This window comes from Streptomyces sp. R-74717, assembly GCF_047305335.1.
Taxonomy (GTDB): Bacteria; Actinomycetota; Actinomycetes; order Streptomycetales; family Streptomycetaceae; genus Streptomyces; species Streptomyces atratus.
On record NZ_CP102361.1, the window covers coordinates 6,793,590 to 6,818,009 of the forward strand.

21 protein-coding genes, 1 tRNA gene and 6 pseudogenes are annotated in these 24,420 nt (G+C 69.3%); 12 read left to right on the forward strand and 16 right to left on the reverse strand.

Going from position 1 to position 24,420, the window contains the following annotated elements; translation table 11 throughout:
• Window positions 1-46: 46 nt before the first annotated feature.
• From NRF20_RS31125 to NRF20_RS31145, 5 genes are all read left to right on the forward strand, one after another.
• Window positions 47-505: a peroxiredoxin gene (locus NRF20_RS31125; protein ID WP_093895495.1), complete on the forward strand. Its 459-nt coding sequence runs from the start codon at window positions 47-49 to the stop codon at window positions 503-505.
• A 147-nt stretch (window positions 506-652) separates the two neighbouring features.
• Window positions 653-1,228 (forward strand): TerD family protein, encoded by a 576-nt coding sequence (locus NRF20_RS31130; RefSeq protein WP_327119004.1) that lies wholly within the window; start codon window positions 653-655, stop codon window positions 1,226-1,228.
• Window positions 1,229-1,451: 223 nt separating this feature from the next.
• A complete protein-coding gene (locus NRF20_RS31135) occupies window positions 1,452-2,027 on the forward strand; it encodes a TerD family protein (protein WP_114244350.1) in 576 nt (191 codons plus the stop codon).
• A gap of 71 nt (window positions 2,028-2,098) precedes the next feature.
• The gene (locus NRF20_RS31140; RefSeq protein ID WP_398634230.1) at window positions 2,099-3,241 is read left to right on the forward strand and encodes a DUF475 domain-containing protein; all 1,143 of its coding nucleotides are present in this window, start codon (window positions 2,099-2,101) and stop codon (window positions 3,239-3,241) included.
• Between the two features lie 141 nt (window positions 3,242-3,382).
• Window positions 3,383-4,117, forward strand: a complete 735-nt coding sequence (locus NRF20_RS31145; protein ID WP_266361696.1) for a TerD family protein — start codon at window positions 3,383-3,385, stop codon at window positions 4,115-4,117.
• An 85-nt stretch (window positions 4,118-4,202) separates the two neighbouring features.
• On the opposite strand, the gene NRF20_RS31150 is transcribed toward NRF20_RS31145, so the two are convergent.
• Entirely contained in the window at window positions 4,203-5,087 is an 885-nt protein-coding gene (locus NRF20_RS31150; protein ID WP_398634229.1) for a TerD family protein, read from the reverse strand.
• Between the two features lie 221 nt (window positions 5,088-5,308).
• Between NRF20_RS31150 and NRF20_RS31155 the strand changes: the two genes are divergently transcribed.
• From NRF20_RS31155 to NRF20_RS31170, 4 genes are read left to right on the forward strand one after another with little or no spacing between them, the layout of a single operon-like run.
• On the forward strand, window positions 5,309-6,472 hold the full coding sequence (locus NRF20_RS31155) for an HpcH/HpaI aldolase/citrate lyase family protein (RefSeq protein ID WP_398634228.1): 1,164 nt from the start codon (window positions 5,309-5,311) through the stop codon (window positions 6,470-6,472).
• A 46-nt stretch (window positions 6,473-6,518) separates the two neighbouring features.
• A complete protein-coding gene (locus NRF20_RS31160; protein WP_413753704.1) occupies window positions 6,519-9,047 on the forward strand; it encodes a phosphoribosyltransferase in 2,529 nt (842 codons plus the stop codon).
• A 44-nt stretch (window positions 9,048-9,091) separates the two neighbouring features.
• Window positions 9,092-9,928, forward strand: a complete 837-nt coding sequence (locus NRF20_RS31165) for an HAD family hydrolase (protein WP_413754624.1) — start codon at window positions 9,092-9,094, stop codon at window positions 9,926-9,928.
• Between the two features lie 49 nt (window positions 9,929-9,977).
• Complete coding sequence (locus tag NRF20_RS31170; RefSeq protein WP_266361700.1) at window positions 9,978-10,637, forward strand: O-methyltransferase; 660 nt, start codon at window positions 9,978-9,980, stop codon at window positions 10,635-10,637.
• 32 nt (window positions 10,638-10,669) lie between these two features.
• Here the strand turns inward: NRF20_RS31170 and NRF20_RS31175 are convergent, their stop codons facing one another.
• The 4 genes and pseudogenes from NRF20_RS31175 to NRF20_RS31190 form a co-directional block, all read right to left on the reverse strand.
• Window positions 10,670-10,891 (reverse strand): FmdB family zinc ribbon protein, encoded by a 222-nt coding sequence (locus NRF20_RS31175; RefSeq protein ID WP_413753705.1) that lies wholly within the window; start codon window positions 10,889-10,891, stop codon window positions 10,670-10,672.
• A 76-nt stretch (window positions 10,892-10,967) separates the two neighbouring features.
• The gene (locus tag NRF20_RS31180; RefSeq protein WP_413753706.1) at window positions 10,968-11,558 is read right to left on the reverse strand and encodes a DUF4383 domain-containing protein; all 591 of its coding nucleotides are present in this window, start codon (window positions 11,556-11,558) and stop codon (window positions 10,968-10,970) included.
• A gap of 127 nt (window positions 11,559-11,685) precedes the next feature.
• Entirely contained in the window at window positions 11,686-13,071 is a 1,386-nt protein-coding gene (locus NRF20_RS31185) for a hypothetical protein (protein WP_398634224.1), read from the reverse strand.
• Between the two features lie 71 nt (window positions 13,072-13,142).
• Window positions 13,143-13,908 (reverse strand): annotated as a pseudogene (locus tag NRF20_RS31190) (DUF4097 family beta strand repeat-containing protein).
• A gap of 236 nt (window positions 13,909-14,144) precedes the next feature.
• Here NRF20_RS31190 and NRF20_RS31195 point away from each other — a divergent pair.
• Window positions 14,145-14,216: transfer RNA gene (locus NRF20_RS31195), tRNA-Val, on the forward strand.
• Between the two features lie 18 nt (window positions 14,217-14,234).
• Here the strand turns inward: NRF20_RS31195 and NRF20_RS31200 are convergent.
• The 7 genes and pseudogenes from NRF20_RS31200 to NRF20_RS31230 all read right to left on the reverse strand — a co-directional run.
• A pseudogene (locus NRF20_RS31200) lies at window positions 14,235-14,675 on the reverse strand (haloacid dehalogenase); the annotation flags it as partial.
• A 363-nt stretch (window positions 14,676-15,038) separates the two neighbouring features.
• Window positions 15,039-15,443, reverse strand: a complete 405-nt coding sequence (locus tag NRF20_RS31205) for a hypothetical protein (protein ID WP_413753707.1) — start codon at window positions 15,441-15,443, stop codon at window positions 15,039-15,041.
• Window positions 15,444-15,908: 465 nt separating this feature from the next.
• Window positions 15,909-16,085: pseudogene (locus NRF20_RS31210) on the reverse strand (ArsR/SmtB family transcription factor); the annotation flags it as partial.
• A 62-nt stretch (window positions 16,086-16,147) separates the two neighbouring features.
• Window positions 16,148-16,972, reverse strand: a complete 825-nt coding sequence (locus NRF20_RS31215; RefSeq protein WP_398631503.1) for a hypothetical protein — start codon at window positions 16,970-16,972, stop codon at window positions 16,148-16,150.
• Window positions 16,973-17,340: 368 nt separating this feature from the next.
• A pseudogene (locus NRF20_RS31220) lies at window positions 17,341-17,594 on the reverse strand (transposase); the annotation flags it as partial.
• Between the two features lie 135 nt (window positions 17,595-17,729).
• Window positions 17,730-18,263, reverse strand: a complete 534-nt coding sequence (locus NRF20_RS31225; protein ID WP_398631370.1) for a flavoprotein — start codon at window positions 18,261-18,263, stop codon at window positions 17,730-17,732.
• A gap of 289 nt (window positions 18,264-18,552) precedes the next feature.
• Window positions 18,553-18,883: pseudogene (locus NRF20_RS31230) on the reverse strand (branched-chain amino acid transporter permease).
• Window positions 18,884-19,280: 397 nt separating this feature from the next.
• Here NRF20_RS31230 and NRF20_RS31235 point away from each other — a divergent pair.
• Window positions 19,281-19,988, forward strand: a pseudogene (locus tag NRF20_RS31235) (phosphatase PAP2 family protein); the annotation flags it as partial.
• Here NRF20_RS31235 and NRF20_RS31240 read toward each other — a convergent pair.
• From NRF20_RS31240 to NRF20_RS31255, 4 genes are all read right to left on the reverse strand, one after another.
• On the reverse strand, window positions 19,965-20,651 hold the full coding sequence (locus tag NRF20_RS31240) for a response regulator (protein ID WP_114244331.1): 687 nt from the start codon (window positions 20,649-20,651) through the stop codon (window positions 19,965-19,967). The pseudogene NRF20_RS31235 and the gene NRF20_RS31240 overlap by 24 nt on opposite strands.
• 34 nt (window positions 20,652-20,685) lie before the next feature.
• Window positions 20,686-22,110, reverse strand: a complete 1,425-nt coding sequence (locus NRF20_RS31245) for a sensor histidine kinase (protein ID WP_398631371.1) — start codon at window positions 22,108-22,110, stop codon at window positions 20,686-20,688.
• Window positions 22,111-22,491: 381 nt separating this feature from the next.
• Window positions 22,492-22,566, reverse strand: coding sequence for a 50S ribosomal protein bL37 (locus tag NRF20_RS31250; protein WP_015034725.1), 75 nt, complete (start codon window positions 22,564-22,566; stop codon window positions 22,492-22,494).
• Window positions 22,567-22,611: 45 nt separating this feature from the next.
• A complete protein-coding gene (locus tag NRF20_RS31255) occupies window positions 22,612-23,580 on the reverse strand; it encodes a MerR family transcriptional regulator (protein ID WP_413753708.1) in 969 nt (322 codons plus the stop codon).
• Between the two features lie 105 nt (window positions 23,581-23,685).
• Here NRF20_RS31255 and NRF20_RS31260 point away from each other — a divergent pair, with 105 nt between their 5' ends.
• Window positions 23,686-24,285 (forward strand): hypothetical protein, encoded by a 600-nt coding sequence (locus tag NRF20_RS31260; RefSeq protein WP_398631373.1) that lies wholly within the window; start codon window positions 23,686-23,688, stop codon window positions 24,283-24,285.
• Window positions 24,286-24,420: the final 135 nt, after the last annotated feature.

Genomic DNA, 24,420 nt, shown 5'->3' on the forward strand with positions numbered 1-24,420 from the left:
CACCCGGACAGCCCAGCCCGGTGAACGTAGCGAAGGGACGCGTTTCATGGCGATCGAGGTCGGCACCCAGGCCCCGGATTTCGAGCTGAAGGACAACCACGGCCGGACCGTGAAGCTCTCCGACTTCCGCGGCGAGAAGAATGTCGTGCTGCTGTTCTATCCGTTCGCCTTCACCGGCGTCTGCACGGGTGAGCTCTGCGCGCTCCGCGACGAGCTGCCGAAGTTCGAGAACGACGACACGCAGCTGCTCGCCGTCTCCAATGACTCCATCCACACCCTGCGCGTCTTCGCCGAGCAGGAAGGTCTCGAGTACCCACTGGTCTCGGACTTCTGGCCGCACGGCGAGACCTCGCGGGCATACGGCGTCTTCGACGAGGAGAAGGGCTGCGCGGTGCGCGGCACCTTCATCATCGACAAGGAGGGCGTGGTGCGCTGGACCGTCGTCAACGGTCTGCCCGACGCGCGCGACCTCAACGACTACATCAAGGCGCTCGACACGCTCTGATCCGGGAGCGGAGGATCTGCGGGCGTCCTGGCCAAAAGCCTGCTTTGGCCGGGAACCGGTCACTAGGATCCACTCGTTCATCGGATGCCAACGCAACGTGGAGGCGCCGGCGCCCGCCGGCCCCCAAGGAAACCAATGGGAGGACTCGTGGGAGTCAGCCTCAGCAAGGGCGGCAACGTCTCGCTGACCAAGGCCGCGCCCAACCTGACCGCGGTCATCGTGGGTCTGGGCTGGGATGCTCGTACCACCACCGGTGGTGACTTCGACCTCGACGCCAGCGCCCTGCTGACGAACGCCGAGGGCAAGGTCGGCAGCGACGGCAACTTCGTCTTCTTCAACAACCTCAAGAGCCCCGACGGATCCGTCGAGCACACCGGTGACAACCTCACCGGTGAGGGCGAGGGCGACGACGAGGTCATCAAGGTGAACCTGGCCGGCGTTCCGGCCGATGTCGACAAGATCGTCTTCCCGGTCTCGATCTACGAGGCCGAGACCCGCCAGCAGAGCTTCGGCCAGGTGCGCAACGCGTACATCCGCGTGGTCAACCAGGCCGACAACACCGAGCTGGCGCGTTACGACCTGAGCGAGGACGCCTCGACGGAGACCGCCATGGTCTTCGGCGAGCTGTACCGCAATGGGGCGGAGTGGAAGTTCCGCGCCATCGGTCAGGGTTACGCCTCGGGGCTGCGCGGCATCGCGCAGGACTTCGGCGTCAACGTCTGACAGGACGCGACCGGGCCGGGCCGCCGAGGCGCAGCCCGGTCCACGCCGGCATGTACCCCGTCCGGCGCCGCACCCCGTCCGGCGCCGCACCCCGTGCGGCGCCGCACCCCGTGCGGCGCCGGACGCGCTGAACAGCCCGTTCCGCAGCTCAAGCTCCGGCTGCTGAACAGTTCAACGGTTCAACGGCTCAACAGACGGTTCATCGACTCGGGGAGGACACACCATGGGCGTCACGCTCGCCAAGGGAGGCAATGTCTCCCTCTCCAAGGCCGCACCCAACCTCACCCAGGTGCTGGTCGGGCTCGGCTGGGACGCACGATCCACCACGGGCGCCGACTTCGACCTCGACGCCAGCGCGCTGCTGTGCCAGTCGGGCCGGGTACTCGGCGACGAATGGTTCGTGTTCTACAACAACCTCACGAGCCCCGACGGCTCCGTGGAGCACACCGGCGACAACCTCACGGGTGAGGGCGAGGGCGACGACGAGTCGGTCATCGTGAATCTCACTCAGGTGCCGGCGCACTGCGACAAGATCATTTTTCCGGTCTCGATCCATGAGGCGGACAATCGAGGGCAGACCTTCGGCCAGGTCAGCAATGCGTTCATCCGCGTGGTGAACCAGGCGGACGGTCAGGAACTCGCGCGTTACGACCTCAGCGAGGACGCCTCGACGGAAACCGCGATGATCTTCGGCGAGCTCTATCGGTACAACGGCGAGTGGAAGTTCCGTGCAGTGGGACAGGGGTACGCGTCGGGGCTGCGCGGCATCGCTCTAGACTTCGGGGTCAACGTTTCGTAAAACCGCGCACGGCGCGGGGGAGCCCCGTACACACCCGGGGGAGACCCGACACATACACGATGGGGTAGCCAGTGCTTCTGAAAACCTTCGGCTGGTCGTTCGCGGTTACCGCGCTCGGCCTGGTCGCAGCGGTGATCTACGGGGGGTGGGAAGCCTTCGGAGTGGTTGCGATTCTTTCCATCCTGGAGATTTCGCTGTCCTTCGACAATGCGGTGGTCAACGCCGGAATCCTGAAGAAGATGAATGCCTTCTGGCAGAAGATCTTCCTCACGGTCGGTGTGCTCATCGCGGTCTTCGGTATGCGGCTGGTGTTCCCCGTCGTGATCGTGGCCATCACCGCCAAGATCGGCCCGATCGAAGCGGTCGATCTTTCGTTCAGCCAGCCCGACCGCTACCAGGAACTGGTCACGGACGCCCACCCGGCGATTGCCGCCTTCGGTGGCATGTTCCTGCTGATGATCTTCCTCGACTTCATTTTCGAGGAGCGTGACATCCAGTGGCTGCGCTGGATCGAGCGCCCGCTCGCCAAGCTCGGCAAGGTCGACATGCTGTCGGTCTGCATCGCGCTGATCGTGCTGCTGATCGCGGCCATGACCGTCGCGACGAACGCGCACCAGCACGGCGGCGGCCACGCGGACAAGGCGGAGACCGTCCTGCTCTCCGGAGTCGCGGGTCTGATCACGTACCTGATCGTCGGCGGTCTCTCCGGCTTCTTCGAGAACAAGCTGGAGGAAGAGGAGGAGCGGGAGCACGAGGTCGAGGAGGAGGCCAGGAAGAGCGGCAAGAAGGTTTCTGCGGTCGCACTCGCCGGCAAGGCCGCGTTCTTCATGTTCCTCTACCTGGAAGTGCTCGACGCGTCCTTCTCGTTCGACGGTGTCATCGGCGCCTTCGCCGTCACCAACGAGATCGTGCTGATGGCCCTCGGCCTCGGTATCGGCGCCATGTACGTCCGTTCGCTCACGGTCTACCTGGTCCGCCAGGGCACGCTCGACGACTACGTCTACCTGGAGCACGGCGCCCACTATGCGATCGGTGCGCTGGCCGTGCTCCTGCTCGTCACCATCCAGTACCAGATCAACGAGCTCATCACCGGCCTGACCGGCGTCGTGCTGATCGCCTGGTCGTTCTGGTCCTCGGTCCGGCGCAACAAGGCGCTGGAGGCCGAAGGCGGCAACGACGCAGGTTCCAAGGCAGAAGTCCCGTCCGGGGTGTGACCCGGTAGGGATTGAGGAACGCTCTCAGCGGGGCGGTCCGTACGGCGACGGTTCTCCGGGAACACCCGGACCCGGCCCGGCGGCCGCCCCGCAGTGATGTGTGTGGGGCCGGTGCACTACCGATACGTGTGGGGGTTGGGGATGGCGTTCTGGGACAGCCTGTGGCCGAGGCGGGAGGCGCAGTTCGAGTCGGGCAACTCGTCGACCAGCTCCATCGTGCTCTCCAGGCGGCACGCCACCGTCTCGCTGACCAAGCAGGGTGCGCTGACCGGCAATCTGCGGGTCAACCTCTCCTGGCGGATGCGTACGTCCGACATCGAGGGCAGGTCGCGGCAGAGCGGCCGGCTGCTGCGCCCCATGAAGCTCTTCCAGCCCGATGTGGTCCAGGCACACACCCAGGGCATGGTCAATGTCGACCTGGACCTGGGCTGCATGTACGAGCTGAAGGACGGCACCAAGGGCGTGGTCCAGCCCCTGGGCAACCTCATCGGCGACCTGAACGGGCCGCCGTACATCCGGCTCAGCGGGGACGACCGCTTCGGGGCACCGTCGGGCGAGACCGTCTACGTCAATCTCGACCAGCGTGACCAGATCAAGCGGCTGCTGTTCTTCGTCTACATCTACGACCAGACGCCTGCCTTCGACCGTACGCATGCCATGGTGACGCTCTACCCGGGCAACGGCCCGCGGATCGAGATCGAACTCGACGAGCGAGCCCCGCAGGCCCGCTCCTGCGCCGTGTTCACGGTGGAGAACATCAAGGACGAGCTGATCGTGCGGCGCGAGGTGAAGTTCGTGTACGGATTCCAGTCGGAGCTGGACCGGCTGTACGGCTGGGGCATGCAGTGGGGGCGGGGCTACAAGTCCCGGACCTGAGCCGACGCCGGACGGGCCGCACGCGGTTCAGGGGCACCTCAGGGGCCGTTCAGGGGCCGCGTCCCACGGTCGTCCGACGGCCATCTCAGGACCGTACGAACTGCGGCCCCTGCGGTGGCAGCACGAAATTCGGGTCGGGGGCCGGCGCAGCAGCCGCGGCAGGCTGCGGGTAGCCGTAGGCGGGCGGGGCGGCGGAAGGCTGCGGATACCCGTACGCGGGCTGGGGAGCGGGCTGCGGAGCCGGCTGGGCCGCTGCGGGCTGCGGGTAGCCGTAGGAGGGCTGCTGGTGCTGGACGGTGGCCTGCGCGTCGGGGCCGGGGGCCGGTGCGGGCGGGAACGCGGGCGCGGGCGGCGGAAAAGCGGGCGCTGCTACGGGCGAGGGAACCGTTACCGGCGAGGGGGCCGGGTCGGGCTCCGCCGCGGCCTCCGCCTCGTCGACCGAGATACCGAAGGCGGTCGCCAGTCCGATCAGACCGGTCGGATAGCCCTGTCCCACGGCCCGGAATTTCCAGCCATCGCCGCGCCGGTAGAGCTCGCCGCAGATGATCGCCGTCTCCTCGCCGGTCTCCGGCCGTACATCGAAGACGGCGAGCGGGTCCCCGCCCGCCGATGCCGCGTCGTACAGCAGGATGCGCAGATCGCGCACCTGAGCGAATGCGGCTCCGTCGGAGGATGCGGCGACGACCACCTGATCGACCGAGGGGTCGAGCGCGTTGAGGTCGGCCTCGATGCTGTCCGTGAGCCCCTCGGGGACACTGCGCTTCGGCAGCCGTCGTACCAGGCCGGAGGGGTGGCGGGGCTGGTTGTAGAAGACGAAGTCCTCGTCCGAGCGCACGCGGCCACCGGCTCCGAGCAGCAGTGCCGAGGCGTCCACATCCGGGACCCCGGCGCCCGGGGTCCAGCACAGCACGGCCCGTACGGCCATGGCGCCCAGAGGGACGTTCGAGCCTTTCACCATCGCGTGCGTCATGCCCGTCATCCTGCCTGCTGGCTGCCTGTGCGGACAACGCGGGGGGGCGCACCGGATGTCTCGGCAGTGCGTCGGAACCACGTCGTCCGTAGGACGTGGACCCGTCGGGAAATGGACGAGTTACCCGGAATTCATGCACGTAGGGAACTGTTGACACCCGCTCGTACGTACTATTACCGGCCATACGTTGTCCGGTCTGTCCGGCAGTTCGGGGGAATCACATGCGTCATTTCGGGCATATTGCGCCCGCTGCGAGAGAGGGTCTGTTCTTCCAGGAGCCGTGCGAATTCGGTGCGGACTCGCCGGCCGGCATGCTTTCGGCCGCACTGGGAGCGACCCTGTACAGCCCTGCCACCAGGCCGCGACTTGCTGACGATGTCATCAAGCAGGCCGGGCGCGGTGTCGTCTCGATGGTGCTGTGCCTGGAGGACTCGATCGATGACTCCGAGGTGGACGGCGCCGAGGAGAACCTGGTCAGACAGTTCGTAGACCTCGATGCGCGCGGATCCGAGGTGCCCCTGCTCTTCATCCGGGTCCGGGAACCGGGCCAGATGGCGGACCTGGTGAGCCGGCTCGGCCGCAGCGTCCGATTGTTGTCTGGTTTTGTACTTCCGAAGTTCACCGAAGAGCGTGGCGTGCCCTTCATGGAAGCGCTCGCCAACGCCGAAAAGGCGTGTGGGCAGCGCCTGTTCGCCATGCCCGTTCTCGAATCACCCGAGCTGCTGCATCTGGAAACCCGCAGGGAAGCACTCCGGGGAATCACCCGCACGGTCAACAAGTACCGCGAGCGGATACTCGCACTGCGGCTCGGTGTCACCGACTTCTGCTCGGCCTACGGGCTCCGCAGGGCGCCCGACATGACTGCGTACGACGTACAGATCGTCGGCGCCGTCATAGCCGACGTGGTCAATGTGCTGGGCCGGGCGGACGGCACGGGCTTCACGATCACCGGCCCGGTGTGGGAATACTTCCGGCTCCAGGAGCGCATGTTCAAACCGCAGCTGCGCCGCAGCCCCTTCCTGGAGGGCCGGGCCGAGGAACTGCGCACGGCACTGATCGAGCACGACCTGGACGGCCTGCTGCGCGAGATCGAGCTCGACCGGGCCAACGGCCTGCTCGGCAAGACCTGCATCCACCCGTCGCACGTTGCGCCCGTGCATGCGCTGTCCGTGGTCAGCCACGAGGAGTTCAGCGACGCGCAGGACATCCTGCGGCCGGAACGCGGCGGCGGTGGCGTCATGCGCTCCGTGTACACGAACAAGATGAATGAAGTGAAGCCGCACCGTGCCTGGGCCGAGCGGACCCTGCAGAGGGCCGAGGTCTTCGGCGTGGCGAGGGAAGACGTCGGCTTCGTGGAACTGCTGGCCGCGGGCCTCGCGGAATGAGCGGGCCTCATGGAATGAGCGGGCCTCGTGGAACGAGCGTGTCTCGATGAGCGAGCGCGCGGCAAGGAAAGAGACGGCGAACGTGGTGTGGTCGGGTAGCTGGGTGGCGGAGCGACTGGGCGTCGAGCTCGTCGGCGACGGGAAGCCCGGCGGCGACAGGGAGCTGAGGGACCTGCTGGGCCTCGCCCTGCGCCGCAACCCCAAGCGGGCCCATCTGCTCGTGTCGAACGTGCTCGGCAAGCATGTGCCGCAGAAGCCTTCCGTGGTGTACGGCGCCGGATTCGAGCTCGGCCGCCGGGTGCGCGAACTCCTCGGTGACGCCGAGGCGCGCCGGGCGGTCGTGCTCGGATACGCGGAGACGGCCACCGGTCTCGGCCACGCGGTCGCCGACGGGCTCGGCGTGGCGCCGTACCTGCATTCGACGCGCCGCCCCGTCGAGGGCGTGGAGCGGGCGGGCGGCTTCGAGGAGTCGCACTCGCACGCCACCTCGCACCTGCTGCTTCCGGAGGACCCGAACCTGCTGGCGGGCGAGTGCGGCCCGACGGACGCAGACACGGATGCATACGCAGACGCGCCGCTGGTGCTGGTGGACGACGAATTCTCCACGGGGAACACCGTGCTCAACACCATCCGCGCGCTCCACGAGCGATACCCGCGCAGCCGGTACGTCGTCGTCGCCCTGGTGGACATGCGGTCGCCGGCCGACCACGGAAGGCTGACCGAGTTCGCCGCGGAGATCGGCGCGCGCGTCGACCTGGTGGCGAGGAGCTCGGGCACGGTCACCCTCCCGGAAGGTGTCCTGGAGAAGGGCCAGGCACTGGTCACCGCGTATGAGGGGGCCGGTTCCGCCGGTCCCCGGGCGGCCGTCGAGCAGGGGCGCCGACCGTGCACCCGGGTGGACCTCCAATGGCCCGCCGGCGTGCCCGACGGCGGACGGCACGGCTTCACCCCCGCCCACCGGGCCGTCCTCGAACCGGTCCTCCCGGCCATGGCCGCCCGTATCGCCGCGTCGCTGGGTGACGCCCGCCGCGTACTGATCCTCGGCGTCGAGGAGCTGATGTACGCCCCCCTCCGCCTCGGCACGGCCCTGGAGGACCACACCGACGCCGAGGTGCGCTACTCGACGACCACGCGTTCCCCCGTCCTCGCCGTGGACGATCCCGGCTATGCGATACGCAGCCGGCTGGTCTTCCCGGCCCACGACGATCCGGCCGACGGCCCGGGTGACCGGTACGCGTACAACGTCGCCGACGCCGGTTTCGACGCCGTGGTCGTGACCGTCGACTCCACCGCCGACACCCCCGAACTCCACGCCCCCGACGGCCTGTTGGCGCAGCTTGCCGCGCACACCGACCACGTCCTGCTCGCGGTCGTCCCCTCGTACGTCCCGTCGGGCCTCCCCCCGTACGTCCCCGAACGGCAGGAACCCCCCATGCTGCCCGAGCCCCTCCGCGGCCCCGCCTTCTCCTCCTATGCGCCGGACGAAGTCGGCTGGCTGCTCCAGGACCTCTCGGACACCGAACTGGAGGCGCCCACCGAGGAGCGTGAGGAGGCGATACAGAGCGGTGGCGCGCACTACGCCGAGTCGCTCCCCGTCGAGTACCAGCCGTCCGCGCAGTACCAGAGCCTGTTCAAGGCGGCGCTGGACCTGTCGGCCGCACGCGTCGCCCGCGCCGTCGGCACCGTCACCGAGACGGTCCTCGCCGAGCGCGGCGCTCGTCCCGTACTCGTCTCGCTCGCCAGGGCCGGCACCCCCGTCGGCGTACTCATGCGCCGCTGGGCCCGGCACCGGCACGGACTCGATCTGCCGCACTACGCCGTCTCCATCGTGCGGGGCCGCGGCATCGACGCCAATGCCCTGCGCTGGCTGGCCGCCCACCACGACCCGGCGGATGTCGTCTTCGTCGACGGCTGGACCGGCAAGGGGGCGATCACGCGTGAACTGTCCGCGGCGCTCGACGGGTCCGACGGATTCAACCCCGAGATCGCGGTCCTGGCCGACCCGGGCGGCTGCGTCCGCACCTACGGCACCCGCGAGGACTTCCTCATTCCGTCCGCCTGCCTCAACTCCACCGTGTCCGGGCTGATCTCGCGGACCGTCCTCCGCTCCGACCTGGTCGGACCCGGCGATTTCCACGGCGCGAAGTTCTACCGGGAGCTTGCGGACACCGATGTGTCCGGCCACTTCCTCGACACCGTCGCCGACCACTTCGACGAGGTCGTCGACGCCGTGGACGCCGAGGTCAAGGAACTGCTCGCGGCCGACCGCGCACCCACCTGGGAGGGCTGGGCCGCGGTGGAACGCATCAGCGAGGAGTACGGCATCCACGATGTGAACCTGGTCAAGCCGGGCGTCGGCGAGACGACCCGGGTGCTGCTGCGCCGCGTCCCGTGGAAGATCCTCGCCAAGCGCGGCGCGGGCGCCGACCTCGAGCACATCCGCCTGCTGGCCGAGCAGCGGGGCGTGCCGGTCGAGGAGGTCGGCGAACTCCCCTACACCTGTGTCGGGTTGATCCACCCGAAGTACACCAGGGGCGCGACGGGCGCGGACGGCAAGGCGGTGGAGTCGAAGTGACCACCCCGGCCACCGCGGCCACCCCGGCCACCGGGACCGCCCCCATGACACTGGTCGCCAGCGACCTCGACCGCACCCTGATCTACTCGACGGCGGCCCTCCAGCTCCCCATGCCGGACGCCGAGGCCCCCCGGCTGCTCTGCGTAGAGGTGTACGACCACAAGCCGCTCTCCTATATGACCGAGACGGCCGCGACCCTGCTCGACGAACTCGCCCGCACCACGGTCTTCGTCCCGACGACCACCCGTACCCGCGAGCAGTACGGGCGCATCCATCTCCCCGGTCCCGCACCGCGGTTCGCGATCTGCGCCAACGGGGGACACCTCCTCGTCGACGGCGAATCCGACCCCGACTGGCAGACGCAGGTCTCTCGCAGGCTCGCCGACGAATGCGCCTCGCTCGCCGAGGTCCGCGCCCATCTCCTGGCCGCGGCCGACCCCGCCTGGCTGCTCAAGGAACGGGTCGCCGAGGACCTCTTCGCCTATCTCGTCGTCGAACGCGCGCTGCTGCCCGAGGGCTGGGTCAAGGAACTGGGGGAGTGGGCGGAGACTCGCGGCTGGACCGTCTCCCTCCAGGGCCGCAAGATCTACGCCGTGCCGGGCCCGCTCACCAAGAGCGCCGCCATGAACGAAGTCGCCCGGCGCACCGGTGCCACGCTCACCCTCGCCGCCGGTGACAGCCTCCTCGACGCCGACCTGCTCCTCGCCGCAGACCGCGCCTGGCGCCCGGCCCACGGCGAACTCGCCGACACCGGCTGGAGCGCCCCGCACGTCGATGTGACGACAGAGCACGGTGTGGCGGCGGGCGAGGAGATCCTGCGCCACTTCCTCCGGGCTTCGGGCCCGGGGCAGGCACCCTCGTCCAGCAGTAGCAGTATGTGAGGACAGGGCGGCGAGGGCCCGGCCCGGTGGGACCGACGAGGAGCATGCGATGACCAAGGGCAACGAAACCAAGATCACGGACGAGCTGTACGCGTACATGCTGGCGCACAACCCACCGCTCGACGCGGTGCAGCGCGAGCTCGTCGAGACCACGTACGCACGCCTCCCCGACCAGGCCGGCATGCAGTCCGCCGAGGAACAGGGACCGCTGCTCGCCTTCCTCGTCCGGCTGACCGGGGCCCGGCACATCGTGGAGGTCGGGACGTTCACCGGCTTCTCCGCCCTGTCGATGGCACAGGCGCTGCCCGCCGACGGACGGCTGATCGCCTGTGATGTCTCCAAGGAGTGGACCGCATACGGCCGGGAGGCGTGGGAGAAGGCGGGCGTCGCCGACCGGATCGAGCTCCGTATCGCCCCCGCGCTCGACACACTGCGGGCGATGCCGGCCGAGCCGCACATCGACCTCGCCTACCTGGACGCGGACAAGGGCAACTACATCCCGTACTGGGAGGAGCTGGTGCCCAGGATGCGGCAGGGCGGTCTCGTCGTCACGGACAACGTGCTCTTCCACGGCAGGGTGACCGACCCGCAGGCGACCGGCGGAGCGGCGGCGATCAAGGAATTCAACGACCATGTGGCCGCCGATCCGCGGATGGACAGCGTGCTGCTCACCGTGTCGGACGGGCTGACGCTCTCCCGTAAGCGGTAGGAGCCGCAGGCTGCGACTCCGGTTGCCGGCTCTCAGCCGCAGCAACCCCCGCCGCAGCAGCCGCCCCCGCCGCCGGCCGACGGCGCGGCGGGCGCGGACTTGGCCGACGATCCGCCCACGGCCACGGTGGAGAGAAGCTTCACGGTGTCGGAGTGCCCGGCGGGGCAGGAGGCCGGGTCCGAGGACTGGGCCATCGGGCGGCTGAGTTCGAACGTGTCTCCGCAGGAGCGGCAGCGGTACTCGTAACGAGGCATGGCACCAGGCTATCCGGCGCCGGCCCGGGGCGGACAGGCACGACGGCCGACCGGTGGTACGGGGACATGGTACGGGTCACGGACGGCGGACAACGGGCATCGTCGGCGGCGTTGTCTTCCGGCCCATCCGCATCTCCCGCGCGTCCTCGTCGGGATGGCGGGCCCGCCAGTACGGGTTGTCGTGCGGAAGACCGCCGCTGACCCGCCCGTACATCCCGAACATCATCAGCATCAGGCCGACCACAAAGCTGAACAGCACATTCTGCATGTGGAAGGCGAGGAAGTTGTAGTCGGTGTCGAGCAGCGCGAGATTGATGAATCCGCTGAGGATGAAGGCGATGCCCAGAATCATGTTGAGCGTCGAGGCGAAGTTGCCACCGATCACCATCCCGATGAACAGCAGCAGGCCGACGCAGATGGACAGGACGCTGAGGGCACCGTTCGTGTTGAGACCGGCGACGGTGGCACCGCCGGTGCTGAAGAAGCCGATCTCGTCGATCAGCCCCAGGATTCCGAAGGCGAGAAGCACCAGCCCCATCAGTCCCGCCCCGACCCGGTAGACGCGGTTCAGCCGGTGATCGACCGGAAGGTGCTTGTCGAGCTGGGTGACCCTACGGGGGCGCCGCGGGGTCTGTCGTCCGGTGGTGTGCAGTACATGGGTGGCCATTTCGGCCTCCTTCGCGCGTACTACCAGGATCCGTCCACGGGGATGCCGCCGCACATCAGAAGGGCCGGAGGACCCGAACCCGTATCAGAACCCGACGTATCAGGAGGGCTGTCGCCGCCCTCGCACATCACCCGCCGGTCCCGCGCTCCTCACGGATCTCGGAGACCACCCGCGCCGCCGTCCGCCGTACCGCTTCGGTCTCGGTCAGAAAGTGCCAGTAGTCGGGGTGGCGCCCCTCCAGACCGGCGACGGCGCGCTCCAGCCGGGCCACGGCATCGTCCAGCGGACGGGCATGACGCGGATCGGGAGTATTGCGCCCGGCCATGGCCAGGCGCTGGGCATCCCGGATCGCGAACCGGGTTCGCTGGATCTCCTGCTGCGGGTCCTTGGCCACATCGTTCAGCCTGTGCAGCCGGTCGCCGGCCGCGGACACCGCCTCGTCCGTGGCGTTCAGCAGGGCGCGCACCGTGCTCAGCCGGGAGGTCGCATCGGCCCACCGCTGCTCGTCCCGCGCCTTGGCGGCTTCCTTCAGCTTCTCCTCGGCCTGCCGCACATTGGTTGCCGCCTGCTCCGGCACCGGCTGGAGGTCCTGCCAGCACGCCGCAGAGAACCGCCGCCGCAGCTCGCTCAGCACCGGCTCCACGGAGCCCGCCCGGGTCGTCAACGCCTGGGCGCGGGTACGCAGCGACACCAGCCGGTGGTCGATCTCGGCGGCCCGTTCGGGCAGCCGGGCCGCCTCTGCCCGTACCGCCTCGGCATCGCGCAGCACCCGATCGGCACGCTGCAGGGTTTCCGGAACGCCGTGCCGGCCGGCGCCCTGGTTGAGCTTGGTCAGCTCGGGAGCGAGGGCCGCCAGCCGCGCGGCGAGGTCGTCCGCCCGCAGTCCGGACGCCCGCACCGCATCGAGAGCATTGCTCGCACCGAGGAGCGCCTGCCGGGCCCGCTCCACGGCGGGCGCGAGCCGGGCGAGCTGCGTCTCCGCGTTGCCCAGCAGCGGCCCGAGCCCCTGCGCGAACCGGTCCAGCTCACCCCTGACCCGCACCAGCTCGTCCTTGGCCGTGGTCAGCTCGGTCCTGGCACGGGCCGCGACGGCCGGCTCCAGATCGTCCCGGTCCAGGTCGTGTGCGTCGACCGCGGTGATGTACGTATGACTGGCCTCGTCGATCCGCCGCCCGAGAGCAGCGAAGTCATCCACGGCCTTGCGGGCACCGGGCGAGCTGTCCACCGCGGTGATCGTCTCGATCGAGATCCGCAGGTCGCGCTGGGCCGTGTCCAGCTCGTAGAAGGCGGCAGCGGCCGCGTCCTTCGCGGCCTGCGCATCGGCGCGCTGACTCTCCCCGCGCCCGCCGAACCAGCGCCTCGTACCACCACCGGCGAACGCGGACGGCAACACGGCGGCGAGCAGCGGCACCGGCAGCAGCATCAGCGCGAGGACGTCCCCGATACCCCTGACATCCCTGACGGCGGAATTCTCACCCGCTCTCGCCTGCGGCCGCGCGTGTGTCGCCGTCACATCCCTCTCCCGTGCCGTTTCGCCCTGCCCGGTACATTCTCCCACCAGGTAAGGACGAACACACGGGCCGGTTAGTTCGCGCTTCGGACCGTGACTTGGCCGTTGTCGCTCCGGGCCTTCACCACGTGGCTGCTGTCGTCGCTGCGCGGCGCGTCCACCGAGACGCGTCCGTTGCGGGCGACGGCGTCCACCGCATACCTCACGGAGCCGCCCGGCAGATCGATGGTGATCCCTCCGTTGTCGCTCTCGGTGTCCACGAGATCGGGCACGGAGACGAACCCCAGCCGGATCCCGCCCGTTGTCGGACCGAGCCGATACGGACTTGGCCGAGATCCCTTCGGTGACGATGCCACCGTTGTCGCTCCCCAGTTCGAGCGGCCCGCTGGAGTCCCGGACGGTCACCTTCCCGTTGTCGGCGTGGAGCGTAAGGGGAGTGTCGAAGCCGGACGCGACGACCTTCCCGTTGTCCCCCTTGACGACCACCGCCACCCCGCGCGGCACCTTGACCTGGTGCTGCGAGGCACAGTCGCTGATCACCGCCTTGCACTTCACCTGGAGCGTGAGCGTGTCGTCCTGCATCGTCCACGTGGGATCGGGCCCGTTCCCGAGAACCACCCACCCGTCGACATGACGGGTCACCTCGACCTTCCGTACATCGGCCGGTACGAGCTCCAGAGACGTGTGACTGGAGTTGATGGTCAGCGTCTTCCCACTGAGCGCGAACGACTTGTGCTCGGCGGGCGCGTCTCCCGGATCCGTACTGCCGCAGCCGGTGAGGGAAAGACCGAGCAGCAGGGCCCCACCGGACGCGATGAGAGTGCGGGTACGGAGTGCCACGATGATCTTTCCCCCAGGTCGTACGGCGGGCGGTCCCGACGGTGTGCGCCTCACCGTACGTACGCCGGCCCACCCGGCAGAATCCGGACGGCTACCGTATGAGGGGTGGGGATATCCCCCGGACGCCGCCGCGGCCATCGGGGCCGCGCCAGGGATCCCGCCGCCTCGTTCCCTGCCGTACCCAGCACCGTTTGTGACCGTGGGCCGTAGTCCATGTACGCTGTTGCCTCATCCACGGGTGCGTAGCTCAGGGGTAGAGCGCTGCTCTTACAAAGCAGATGTCGGCGGTTCGAAACCGTCCGCGCCCACAGTAGGAAACCGCAGGTGAGAGCCTGATCAGGCCCTCCGGCCCTCATGGGCCGGAGGGCCTTTTCCATGATCGAGGCCACATAGAGGCCACATCCCCAGAAATGCGGGACGACGTCGCCGACCCGGACGAAGAATTCCGGGTCGGGCTTTGACGCTCCCCAGTCGCCCGGCGTACCGATGAGATCGACATCGGCGCTGAACAGCTCGCGGAGGATGCCGCCCGCGTGCACGGTCTGGTTGCCTGCGATGCCGAGCCACAGACCATCGGCTCGAAGCTGCGCGAGGGCGGGGCGCACATCCTCGTACGGGTCCGCTTCGCCAAAGGTCTCCGGCTGTCCGGCCGCAGCGCGGGCCTCGCGCTGCTCGTACAGGTCGAAGCCTGGGTGGAACTCCTGAAACGTCTCGCGGTAGTCGCGCCCCCGGGCAATGACGGCCCCGAACATGGCGGCGTGCTGTGGGGTGGCCGCGGGGCTTCCACCGATTGTCAGTGGGCGGCCGTGCGATCCGGCCCGTGGCGATCGAACTGACTGATGAACTGATCGAACTCGAACGCGCAGCATGGGCTGAGCAGCAGGAGAACCGGTTGATGGTGGAGACCGCAGCCTAGTAAAGGCGGCGACCACCTCCCACACCGAGGCGACCGGGCGGAGCAGGTTCGAAGTTGAGCGTGAGCTGAAGCGCGTTGTCCGGTACCCGGCCGAGGGTGACGGCGGCTGACCCCAGACGCACGAAACCGCCCCCTGACGGCCCGTGGGCCAGTCAGGGGGCGATACGCCCTGAAGGGCGTGGCCTATAGCTCGGCGGGGCAGGGCGTGTTCAGCTCACAGCACCGCCAGGTAGAACGCATTGGGCTTGCCATGACCGGCGGCGTCGTACGTGCCAACCATTACGCCCTTTCCGTTCGCGCACCCGCCTGCGACGGCCCGGATGGTGGAGCCGGCAATGTCGCGGGGAGTGGCCTCCACGATAGCCCTGGACAGGTCCACGTCTTCGTTGCCGATTTCGACGCAGTAGACGTGAGGCGCCGCAACCGTCACTGCTTTGACGCCCTTGGAGTGCACGACCGTTCCATCAGCGTTGATCAGAGCTCCGGCCTGGACATGAGGGGCCTGGGAGCTCGTTGCCGCGGGAGCGGCGATCGCCATCCCGCCAGCCACGGCGAGCCCGGCAACACACAGCCCGGCAACCGTGATCCCAGTGGCCCGCATCTTCTTCTTCGAGTACACCCGTGCCTCCATGTCAGGAAATGTTCCAGGTGGAACGGCACGAGATTAGTGGCCCAAAGTGCCCTTACTGTGCGCAATGGGATAAATCAAGCCTTCAAGGCATTTTAGGTTGATCCCATCATCAACCGTGGCACCCGGCTACAGGCGCCGACGATCCGGTGGAAGAGCGACTGCAGACGGCGTCGGGGCCGGTGACGGGTTCGGAGGGCTGGGTGTTGAGGCGCCATCCCGGCGGCAGACCAGTGCATCGGAATCTGTCGGCGACGGCTGGGAGGCTGTACCCCGTCCGGGCAGGTCTGCCCGTCGGCGCCATCGCGGCCGTTCGTACCGTCCTTCCCTGCGGGGCCGTCCTTCCCCGCAGGCCCGGGCGGGCCCGCAGGTCAGTGCGGCCCACGGCCGGGCCCTCGGTGGAGTACCGGCCGAGCTCCGCCATGACACGCGACGGGCTCTTGATGCCGAGGGCCTGTCGGCATCGGGGCAGGTGCGGTCCGTCTCGACGGTGACCACCGCGGTGCGGAGGTCATCCAGGGCGTGGTCCAATCGTTCGTCCGTCAGTTCATAGCGTGTGCGACGGCTCACGGGCACGGTGACGACCAGGCCGCAGTCACGCAGGCAGGCGAGGTGGTTGGACAGGCCGTTCCGCCGCCCTTTCTGTAGGAGCAAGCGGCGCTTCGACTGTGTCGGGCGGGGGCTGGCTGTGCCCGTCAATGGTTCGAGCCCTTGGTCCGGCGATGGGAGACCTGTTCCCGTGCCGTGCGCCACCGTGACCGAGTCTGCTCGACCACGCTGTCCCACTGCCGGCGGACCTCATGGTCGGAAGGGCGGTGGCCCTGACGGATCCGGCTGAGCTCGTCTCGTACTTCTCGTCCCAGTGCCGCCGATGCAACCAGGACGAGCATGGCAGCGAAGAGGGCGGAGATCATCGCGAAAACAGCACCGACCACCCCGTAGCGTGCTGCGGAGGAGTTGAAGAGACGCGGCATGTAGATGGTTGCGCCCACTGAATAGGCCGCCGTCAGGACGGCGCCGGTGACACCGAAGGGAAGCAGATCCGGCCAGCTGATCCGCTTCGCCGACAGGATCCGGCCGCTCCAGACGAGGAATGCAGCGGTCACCAGTACCCCACACACCGAGGCGGCCAGACCCAGCGCGCCCCCGCCAAGGACCGCGGAGAGCAACGTGGCGACCACTGCGTAGCCACCGAGAGTGAGGATCCACCACAAGCCGTTGCGTGTGTTGCGCACACTGAGGGGCTTGAGTTCCCATGCCTGTTCGAAGAGTCGTTGTGCGGCTCGCGCGAAACTCAGCACCGAGATCGTCAGAAACACGACCCCGAAGATGCCCACGCTTGCGCTGGTCGCTTCGGTGGGAGAGAACAGCGAACTGACTGCCGTGGCGCCTGCTCCGGTGAGGTTGTAGCGCTTGATGATCCGCTCTGCGGCGTCGTAGTGCACGAAGTTGCTCAAGACAGCGCCAAGGAGGATGGAGAGCGGGACCAATGCCGTCAAGGCGCTGGACGCCAGGGCCATCGAGCGGTCGAAACCCACGATCTTCTGAAACCGGTTGATGACCCGCAACGCGAAGGCAGGCCGCAGCCAGAACGTCAGCGTTCTGACGAGGCGCTCTCGATTGATCCTCGTCGTCCTGCCCTCCGTGAAGATCGGGACCTTTATGGCGACGCGAGCCTAACGGCCGGTCGCCTGACCGATGAAGGACGACACGAGAAGCAGCACGCCGGCCGCACGACATTCTCCGTCGGGGTGAGGCGTGCGACGAGATTTCCGGCTTGCCGGCCAGCTGCGAGCGTTCCCGGCCGGGCGCCCAGGCCGGTGCATGTCCCCCAGATGACCCCGGAACCCGGCGATCAGGGTCGCCGAATCGTCCTCTCGCAGCCCGCGTCGGGGCCAGTGGCGACGTCGATGCCGCAGATCTCGCGGTGCCATCGACGTTCACGCCGACCGCAATCAGCGTGTGCACGTTGATGATCCGGCCGCCCTAGCGAACCCTCTGAGTCAGTGCGTGGACCCGGACGAACGCATGGGGGCCGGCGGCGTCCAGTGGCCGGTTGCGGAAGGCGGCCACCTGTGCGGCTACCTGTTCATCGGGATGCTTGGCCATCGCGCTGACCTGGGACTTCGACAACCGATCCACCTGCTGCATAGATGCGATGAGACGGTGGTCATCAGGCGATTGCGTCTCCAGATGACATCAACGGCGCGACGGCTGGCCGGCGGCCTCAAGCGGCTGCGCTCTCCAAGAGGTGGCACGGCTTCAAATCGGTCGGGCTCAACTTACGAAGCCCTGGTTCGCGGACGCCAAGATCGCGTTCCATGGGGGCTCTCGATCCGCCGGGGCCAGACGCGGTTCGTCCAATGGCCATACATCAGACCCGTAGAGCAGCTTCACGCCTGCTTTTCGCAGCATCTCGATGTGTCCGTCCCACGCAGGGTGCCGTGCATGCGCTGCGTTGACCCGAGGGAACACCACTACCGGGACGTCGATGGTGCCCAGCGCTTCGCCCACCTGTGTCAGGGCTTGGTTGTCGGCGATACCCGTCGCGAGCTTGGCGACGTAGTTCGCACTTGCCGGGGCGACGACATAGCAGTCGGCAACCGGGTGCGGGCGCGGCTCAGTCGGCAGGCGAGGCTTATCCCGTACCGGCAATCCGGTCAGTGCCTCCAGGCGTTCGAGCTCACCGCTTGCCCTCAGCCATCGGCCGGCGTTCGGTGTCAGGGTCACGGCTACCTGCCAGCCGAGGTCCATGGCCGGCTCGACCAGGCCGGTCCGCAGCGTCTCGATTCCATCGGCCGCCGTGCCCACGACTCCCAGCACTCCAAGACCGCCAACGCTCACCGTTCCACCGCCCCGTATCGGTCCGCCCCCAGGGCCAGCAGTACAGCAGAGAAGTACAGCAACCACACCAACTACCAGCAACCGTTGCTCATTCCTGCAGCCCGTGTTGCCAGGCCGGCAGACCTCAGAATCACAGTTGTACGTGCTCACGCTGAGCGCGATTGTGCCGGGTGACAGTCGCTGACAACGGGGATGTCCCGGCAATGGGCCGGTGGCCCAAGGCGGTTGGCGGGGGCGATGTGCCGGGGGTGGGGCGTCAGTGAGCGAGGAGCGTGCCGGCGAGGATGACCGTAGGTGGTGGTGCCGCAGAGGATGCTGAGCAGGGCGTTGCGGCGTCACAGGAGGAGGCCGACGGTGACAGCCAGGGCCGTTAGGGGAGCAAGGGCCCGAGCCTCGGTCACGGGCAGGTCGCGCAGGCAGTGGGCGAGCAGGATCACCATGACGCCTACGGGCATGCGGGTGCTGAGGTACCGGACGGTCTTGCTCGCACGCAGTGGTGTGAAGGCGGCGAAGGGCAGGGCACGCAGGGTCCAGGTGACGGCGGCGGAGACGGCGACCGAGGCGATGAGGTAGGGGGTGTCAGGCATGGGCGGGCCTCTTGGGGGCGGTGAGGTGGCGGACCAGGAGCCCGGCGGTGAACAGGGTGAAGGCGGCCAGGAGCATCTGGCCGGGGAAGACCGGCCGGGCGGCCAGGGCGCTCAGGAGAGCGAGGGCGGGGTGGGCAGGTCGTCGCGCCGGTCCCGGACGGCGTCGAGTGCGAGGACGGTGACCAGGGCCGTCAGGGCGAAGTCCAGGCCGGTGACACTGTCAGGGATGAGCGAGCCGAGCAGGGCGGGTGAATCTGCGTTTGGGTCGCCCGTCCTGACGGACAGCGAGGCTCCAACTCGCCCCCGCAGGCATGGCCCACCCCCGACGATCGTCAGGGGTGGGCACCTGCCATTCGGCCCGGGTCTGCCGCTCCCTGGGCTTCTAGGTTCACTTCCCATGAAGCGAGAAACCGGAAGAAACAGGGCCCGGAACGGACGGCCGTTGGCCGCCTGTGTCGTTCTGGGGGCGGGCGCGGCCGTCGTCGCGGGGCTTGCCCCGGGCGGATTGGGCAGGGCCGGAGCCGTGGAGGTGACGGGCGGCGCGTCCGCGTCCGCGTACCGTTCGGTGACCGGGGCGGTGGCTGACGGCCCCTCATGGACTGGGCCGCTGCTGGAGGCGGCGACCGAGGGCACCCTGGTGGCTCTCGGGCTGCTGTTGGTGTGGACCTGGTGGAGTGCCGTACGGCGTGGGGACACCCGGCTGTCCGCCGGTACCGTGCTCACCGGCATCGGCACCGTACTGGCCTACGCGGTCAGCGAGGCCGTGAAGCAGGTGGTGGACGAGGCGCGCCCCTGCCGGGTCCTGCACAGCGGCGCGGAGGCCGTCGCCGAGTGTCCGGCCCCTGGCGACTGGTCCTTCCCGAGCAACCACGCCACCCTGGCCGCCGGCCTCGCGGTGGGCCTGGCCATGCTGCGGCCGCGCCTCGCCGCAGTCACCCTTCCGCTGGCCGGCGCGGCGGCGCTGCTGCGGGTCCTGGTGGGGGTGCACTACCCGCACGACGTGCTGGCCGGTGCGGTCCTCGGGGGCTCGGTGACGGCGGCCGTGCTGCTCGCCTTCCTGCCGCTGGCCCGGACCGCGGCGTCAGCGCTCGGGAGGCGGCTCGGCAGGCGCGACGATCCCGGCCTCGTGGGCGACGACCGCCGCGGCGGCACGGTTGTCCACACCCAACCTGGCCAGGATGGAGCTCACATGGGCCTTGACCGTCCCTTCCACCACATGGAGCCGCCGGGCGATCTGTCCGTTGGACAGCCCGCTGCCGAGGAAGGCCAGCACGTCGCGTTCCCGGCCGGTCAGCGCACGGACCCGTTCCCGGGCGGCGGTGCGGCGGCCGGCCAGAGCGCCCGCGCCGGTCGCCGAGAGATGGGCGACGACCCGCGCCGCGACCTTCGGTGACAGATAGGCGGCGCCGTCGGCCACCGCGCGGACTCCCGCAATGAGTTCCTCGGGCTCGCCCGACTTGATCAGGAAGCCCGCGGCGCCGCCTCCGAGCGCCTGGAGGATGTAGTCGTCCTCACCGAAGGTCGTCAGCATCACGACCCCCGTCTCCGGCACGGTGCGCCGGATCTCGGCCGCTGCCTCGATGCCGTTCATCCCGGGCATCCGGATGTCGAGCACGGCAACGGCCGGGCGATGGCGGCGGACCAGTTCCACGGCGTCGTGCCCGTCGGCGGCCTCGGCGACGACGTCGATTTCCGGATCGGTGGACAGAACGGAGCCCACACCCTTGCGGATCATCGGCTCGTCGTCGGCGATCAGCACCCGGATCACCGGCCGCTCACCGTCCCTTCCCCGCGCGGCGCACTCATGGGGTCAGGGCCTCCTTGGACATCAGCCTGCCGTTGCGGAAGCAGAGCCGGTAGGCGTCCCCGGACCGGTCGTCGAAGCGGTCCGCCGTCATCGCGTAGTACTCGCACGTGGTGTCTTCTCCCTTCGGTTCCCCGGCCACCGGCCGCTGGGTGGTCTGGCGCTCGGGCAGCAGCCGTTTCACCGTGTCCCGATCCTGTCCCACCCGCAGCCGGGCGTAGTCGCCCGGGTCCAGCACGGACTGCCGGGCCGAGCGGATGTCCCAGCCCATGAGGGCGGCACTCAGCACCGCCCACGCCACCAGGGGCAGCACGACCGCGGTGGCCAGCGCCCGGCGGGCACGGCTGCGGGCGTGCCGGTGTTCCGGGGGCAGTGCCGGAGCCGCCGCCCGGGGTGCCGCGGCCGGGCGGCGGGCGGGCGGGGTGCGCGGTATCCGTGCGGTGACCGCGAAGCCGCCCTCGTACGGCCCGTGCTCGAACGTGCCGCCCGCCAGCCGCACCCGTTCGTCGAGCCCGATCAGCCCTCGCCCCGTGCCCGGTACGCCCTTCGGGCCGCCCCGCGCGGGCGAGCGTCCGTTCTGTACCCGGACCGTCGTCTCCTCGGCGGTGTGCGTCACCTCTACGCTCACCCGTGCGTGCGGCGCGTGCTTGGCCGCATTGGTCAAGGACTCCTGGACGACCCGGTGGGCGGCTCGTGCGGCCGGTGGCGATACCCCGTCGGCGTCGCCGTCGATCCGCAGGGCGACCGCGAGGCCGGCGGCTGCGGCCTCCTCGACCAGCCGGGGAATGCCGGGCCCGGGCGGCTGCGGCGGCTCGTCGTCCGCCTCCTCGCGCAGGATGCCGATCACCTCGCCGAGCCGCTCCACCGACGCGGCCGCCCGGGCCCGGATCTCCCCGGCCGCGGTCCGCTGGGCCTCGTCCAGACCGGGGGCCAGCTTGAGGGCGCCCGCCGACAGGGCGATGAGACTGAGGTCGTGCCCGAGGACGTCGTGCATGTCCTGGGCGATCCGGGCCCGCTCCCTGGAACGCGCCTGTTCGGCGACGAGCTGCTGTTCGCGCTCCAGCCGGCCGGCCCGCTCCCAGCCCGCCCGGACGAGTTCCTGGTACTGGCGCCAGAAGCGCCCGGCGAACCAGGGCAGCATCGCGGCCACCGCCACCACGGCGACGAACCGCCCCGCCATCAGCAGCCACGAGGGCACCAGGGCCACTGCCACGACTCCGCCCGCGACGACCGCGACGAGCACGAGGACCGTGGGTCCGGTCCTTCCCGGCTCCCGGCCGGCGAAGAAGGCCGCCGCTGCCGCGGGCAGGGCCCACCACGAACTGACGGCGCTCAGCCCGACACAGACCGCCGCGACAACGGTCAGAAGGCTCCCCGGTTCGACGGCCCGCCGCGCCGCACCGCTGATCATTGCTCTGTACACCCGTACGACGGTACGCAGCCGAGGGGCATCCCGGCACTGCCGAAAGTCAACCCTGCGCGTGTGGTGTCCCTGTCACTCCGTTGTCATGCCGTGCGCTGTGCCCGGCGTCGACAGCGCAGACTGGACCGGCTTGCCGGAGATCCTGCTCGGGCCCGACCCGGCGGGAGCAGTGGTTCTGATGGGGCATGAGCTCGTGGACCGTTCCGACCGCCGCCGTCGCGTGGACCGGTGTGCTCCATGAGCAGGACGGTCGGCTGTTCACTCGCGGCTGTCCCCGCCGTCCCGGTCGTGCACTCCGGACAAGCGTCATCGTCTTGCAGCCACGGGCGGGACGCCCCGAGCGTGGAGTCGGCGTCCCCCCGGGCTGTCTGCTCGGTCGGCTCAGGCGTTGGGACGCTTGCCGTGATTGGCGTTCTTCTTCTTGCGGGCGCGGCGCTTGTTTCCTCGCTTGGCCATGCTGCACATCTCCCCTCATTCAGGATGTTTCGGGCTTTCGTCAGTCTAGGTTCGACCCGGTGCAGCCGCATCAGAGGTGCCCTGCGGCCGGGCGCGCAGCGCCTGCGTGAACCACGTGAATGCCGGTGCCGGGTCGTCCGGGGGAGGCCAGGCGTTGATCACTGCGAGCAACTCCAGGTACCGCTGCCGGCGAGGGTCGTTCGCGGTCTCCAACAGGGTCAGCAGCCGGTGGCGGAGAGCGAGGTCGTCGGGGTGGCCGATGTCGTGTGCGTACTCGGTCATGACCGATTCGACGATCGGATCCGCCTGTGGCGAGGTCGGGGTGATACCGGCCGTCAGAGCCGGGGCGACGTGGGCGCGGACCGTTGCTGCGGCGTCGCGGCGCAGGCCGGTCGTATCGCCCCGGGCGCGCTCGGCCGCGTGGTGCTCAGCCATGCTGTGCACCACGGCGCGGAAGTCGGTGTCCTGGGACAGTTCGGCCAACTCCACCCAAGCCTCCACCTGTTCGGCGTCGGGGGAGCCGGGCGGCTCCGGGGTCATCGAGCGCATGATTCCGGTGAACCCGGCGGTGGTGTCCAGGCCGCCGAATGCGGTGTTGAGGAAATCGCCGATCAGGCGTCGGCGTTCGACCTCCGAGAGCTTGGCCAGTTTGTGCATGAGATCCATTTCCTCGGGCGTGGACCCGCGTTTGGCCACCGTCGTCAGCACAGCGTGCCGCGTGCGCAGAGTGCGGATCTGCACCGCCAGGGCCTCGGCGTGCGCTGCGGCGACCTCGGGGAGCGAGAGCTCCCGGTCCACGGCCTTCCGGATCGTGGGAAGGTCCAGTCCCAAGTCGCGCAGCGTACGCACCAGGTCGAGGCGTGCGACGGCGTCGATGCCGTAGCGGCGGTGGCCGGCCGGGCTGCGGTCGGTCGGTGGCACGATCCCGCGGTCGGAGTAGAACCGGATGGTCTTGACCGTCAGCCCGGTCCGCCTGGCCAGATCACCGATCGAGTAGAGCGCGTCGCCGTCCATGCCCCCACTCTCACACCTCCCCCTACGGGAGACTCAAGCCCTGGTCACGTCGTAACGTGTCTCCTTCACATCCGCACCATCCGCACCATCCCGTGGGGGGAACCCATGTCGTACGGCTACCCGCCGCAGCCTCAGCCCGATCAACAGCCTTCGCCGTACCAGCAGTGGCCGCAGCCGGGCCCGGGAGCGGGCGGCTTTCCGCAGCCGCCGAAGAAGCCCCGTACCGGGCTGATCGTCACGCTGTCCGTGGTGGGTGGGGTGGCTGTTCTGCTGGCCCTCGGCGTGCTGATCGCCACCTCGATCGGCAGCAACTCGTCGTCGGACAAGTCGAATCCTCCGTCGGTGGAGGCCACGGAGGGCGGTGCTCGCGTGGAGGGCGGGGCGTCCGACGCACCCACCGAGCCGCCTGCTGCGGAGGACGCGAGGGCCGAGGACGATGTGCGGATCACCAGTTGTGAGCTGGACTCGGTGACGCAGTGGCCCGCGGCGGATGTGGAGATCGTGAATCACTCCGGGGCACGGGCGTCCTACATCGTGAACGTGGAGTTCGTGGACGGGGACGGTACGCGCCACGGCGAGGGGCTGGCGTCGTCGTCCAACCTGGATGCCGGGCAGAAGTCCGTGGGGAAGGCCCAGGGGCTGGGGAAATTCACGGGCAAGCTCACGTGCAAGGTCGCGAAGGTGTCGCGGTTCCAGGCGCCCTAGTACCGGCGTCCTGGCCCCGGCACCGCAGCCCCCGCCGGTCAGCCCCTCCGGCCGCTCAGCTCCGGCTGTTCGCGGCCGGGCTCTCGCGTGACGCACGGCTGCCCGACTTCGCGGCCGCCTTCTGGGTGTGTCACC

Bases quoted from the DNA above. Each gene is read 5' to 3' on its own strand.
- NRF20_RS31255 (WP_413753708.1), bottom strand. From the start codon at position 23,580: ATGGACGGCGACGCGCTCTACTCGATCGGTGATCTGGCCAGGCGGACC.
- NRF20_RS31215 (WP_398631503.1), bottom strand. From the start codon at position 16,972: ATGGCCCTGGCGTCCAGCGCCTTGACGGCATTGGTCCCGCTCTCCATC.
- NRF20_RS31160 (WP_413753704.1), top strand. From the start codon at position 6,519: ATGAGCGAGCGCGCGGCAAGGAAAGAGACGGCGAACGTGGTGTGGTCG.
- NRF20_RS31150 (WP_398634229.1), bottom strand. From the start codon at position 5,087: ATGACGCACGCGATGGTGAAAGGCTCGAACGTCCCTCTGGGCGCCATG.
- NRF20_RS31145 (WP_266361696.1), top strand. From the start codon at position 3,383: ATGGCGTTCTGGGACAGCCTGTGGCCGAGGCGGGAGGCGCAGTTCGAG.
- NRF20_RS31260 (WP_398631373.1), top strand. From the start codon at position 23,686: ATGTCGTACGGCTACCCGCCGCAGCCTCAGCCCGATCAACAGCCTTCG.
- NRF20_RS31165 (WP_413754624.1), top strand. From the start codon at position 9,092: ATGACACTGGTCGCCAGCGACCTCGACCGCACCCTGATCTACTCGACG.
- NRF20_RS31180 (WP_413753706.1), bottom strand. From the start codon at position 11,558: ATGGCCACCCATGTACTGCACACCACCGGACGACAGACCCCGCGGCGC.
- NRF20_RS31155 (WP_398634228.1), top strand. From the start codon at position 5,309: ATGCGTCATTTCGGGCATATTGCGCCCGCTGCGAGAGAGGGTCTGTTC.
- NRF20_RS31125 (WP_093895495.1), top strand. From the start codon at position 47: ATGGCGATCGAGGTCGGCACCCAGGCCCCGGATTTCGAGCTGAAGGAC.
- NRF20_RS31135 (WP_114244350.1), top strand. From the start codon at position 1,452: ATGGGCGTCACGCTCGCCAAGGGAGGCAATGTCTCCCTCTCCAAGGCC.
- NRF20_RS31175 (WP_413753705.1), bottom strand. From the start codon at position 10,891: ATGCCTCGTTACGAGTACCGCTGCCGCTCCTGCGGAGACACGTTCGAA.
- NRF20_RS31170 (WP_266361700.1), top strand. From the start codon at position 9,978: ATGACCAAGGGCAACGAAACCAAGATCACGGACGAGCTGTACGCGTAC.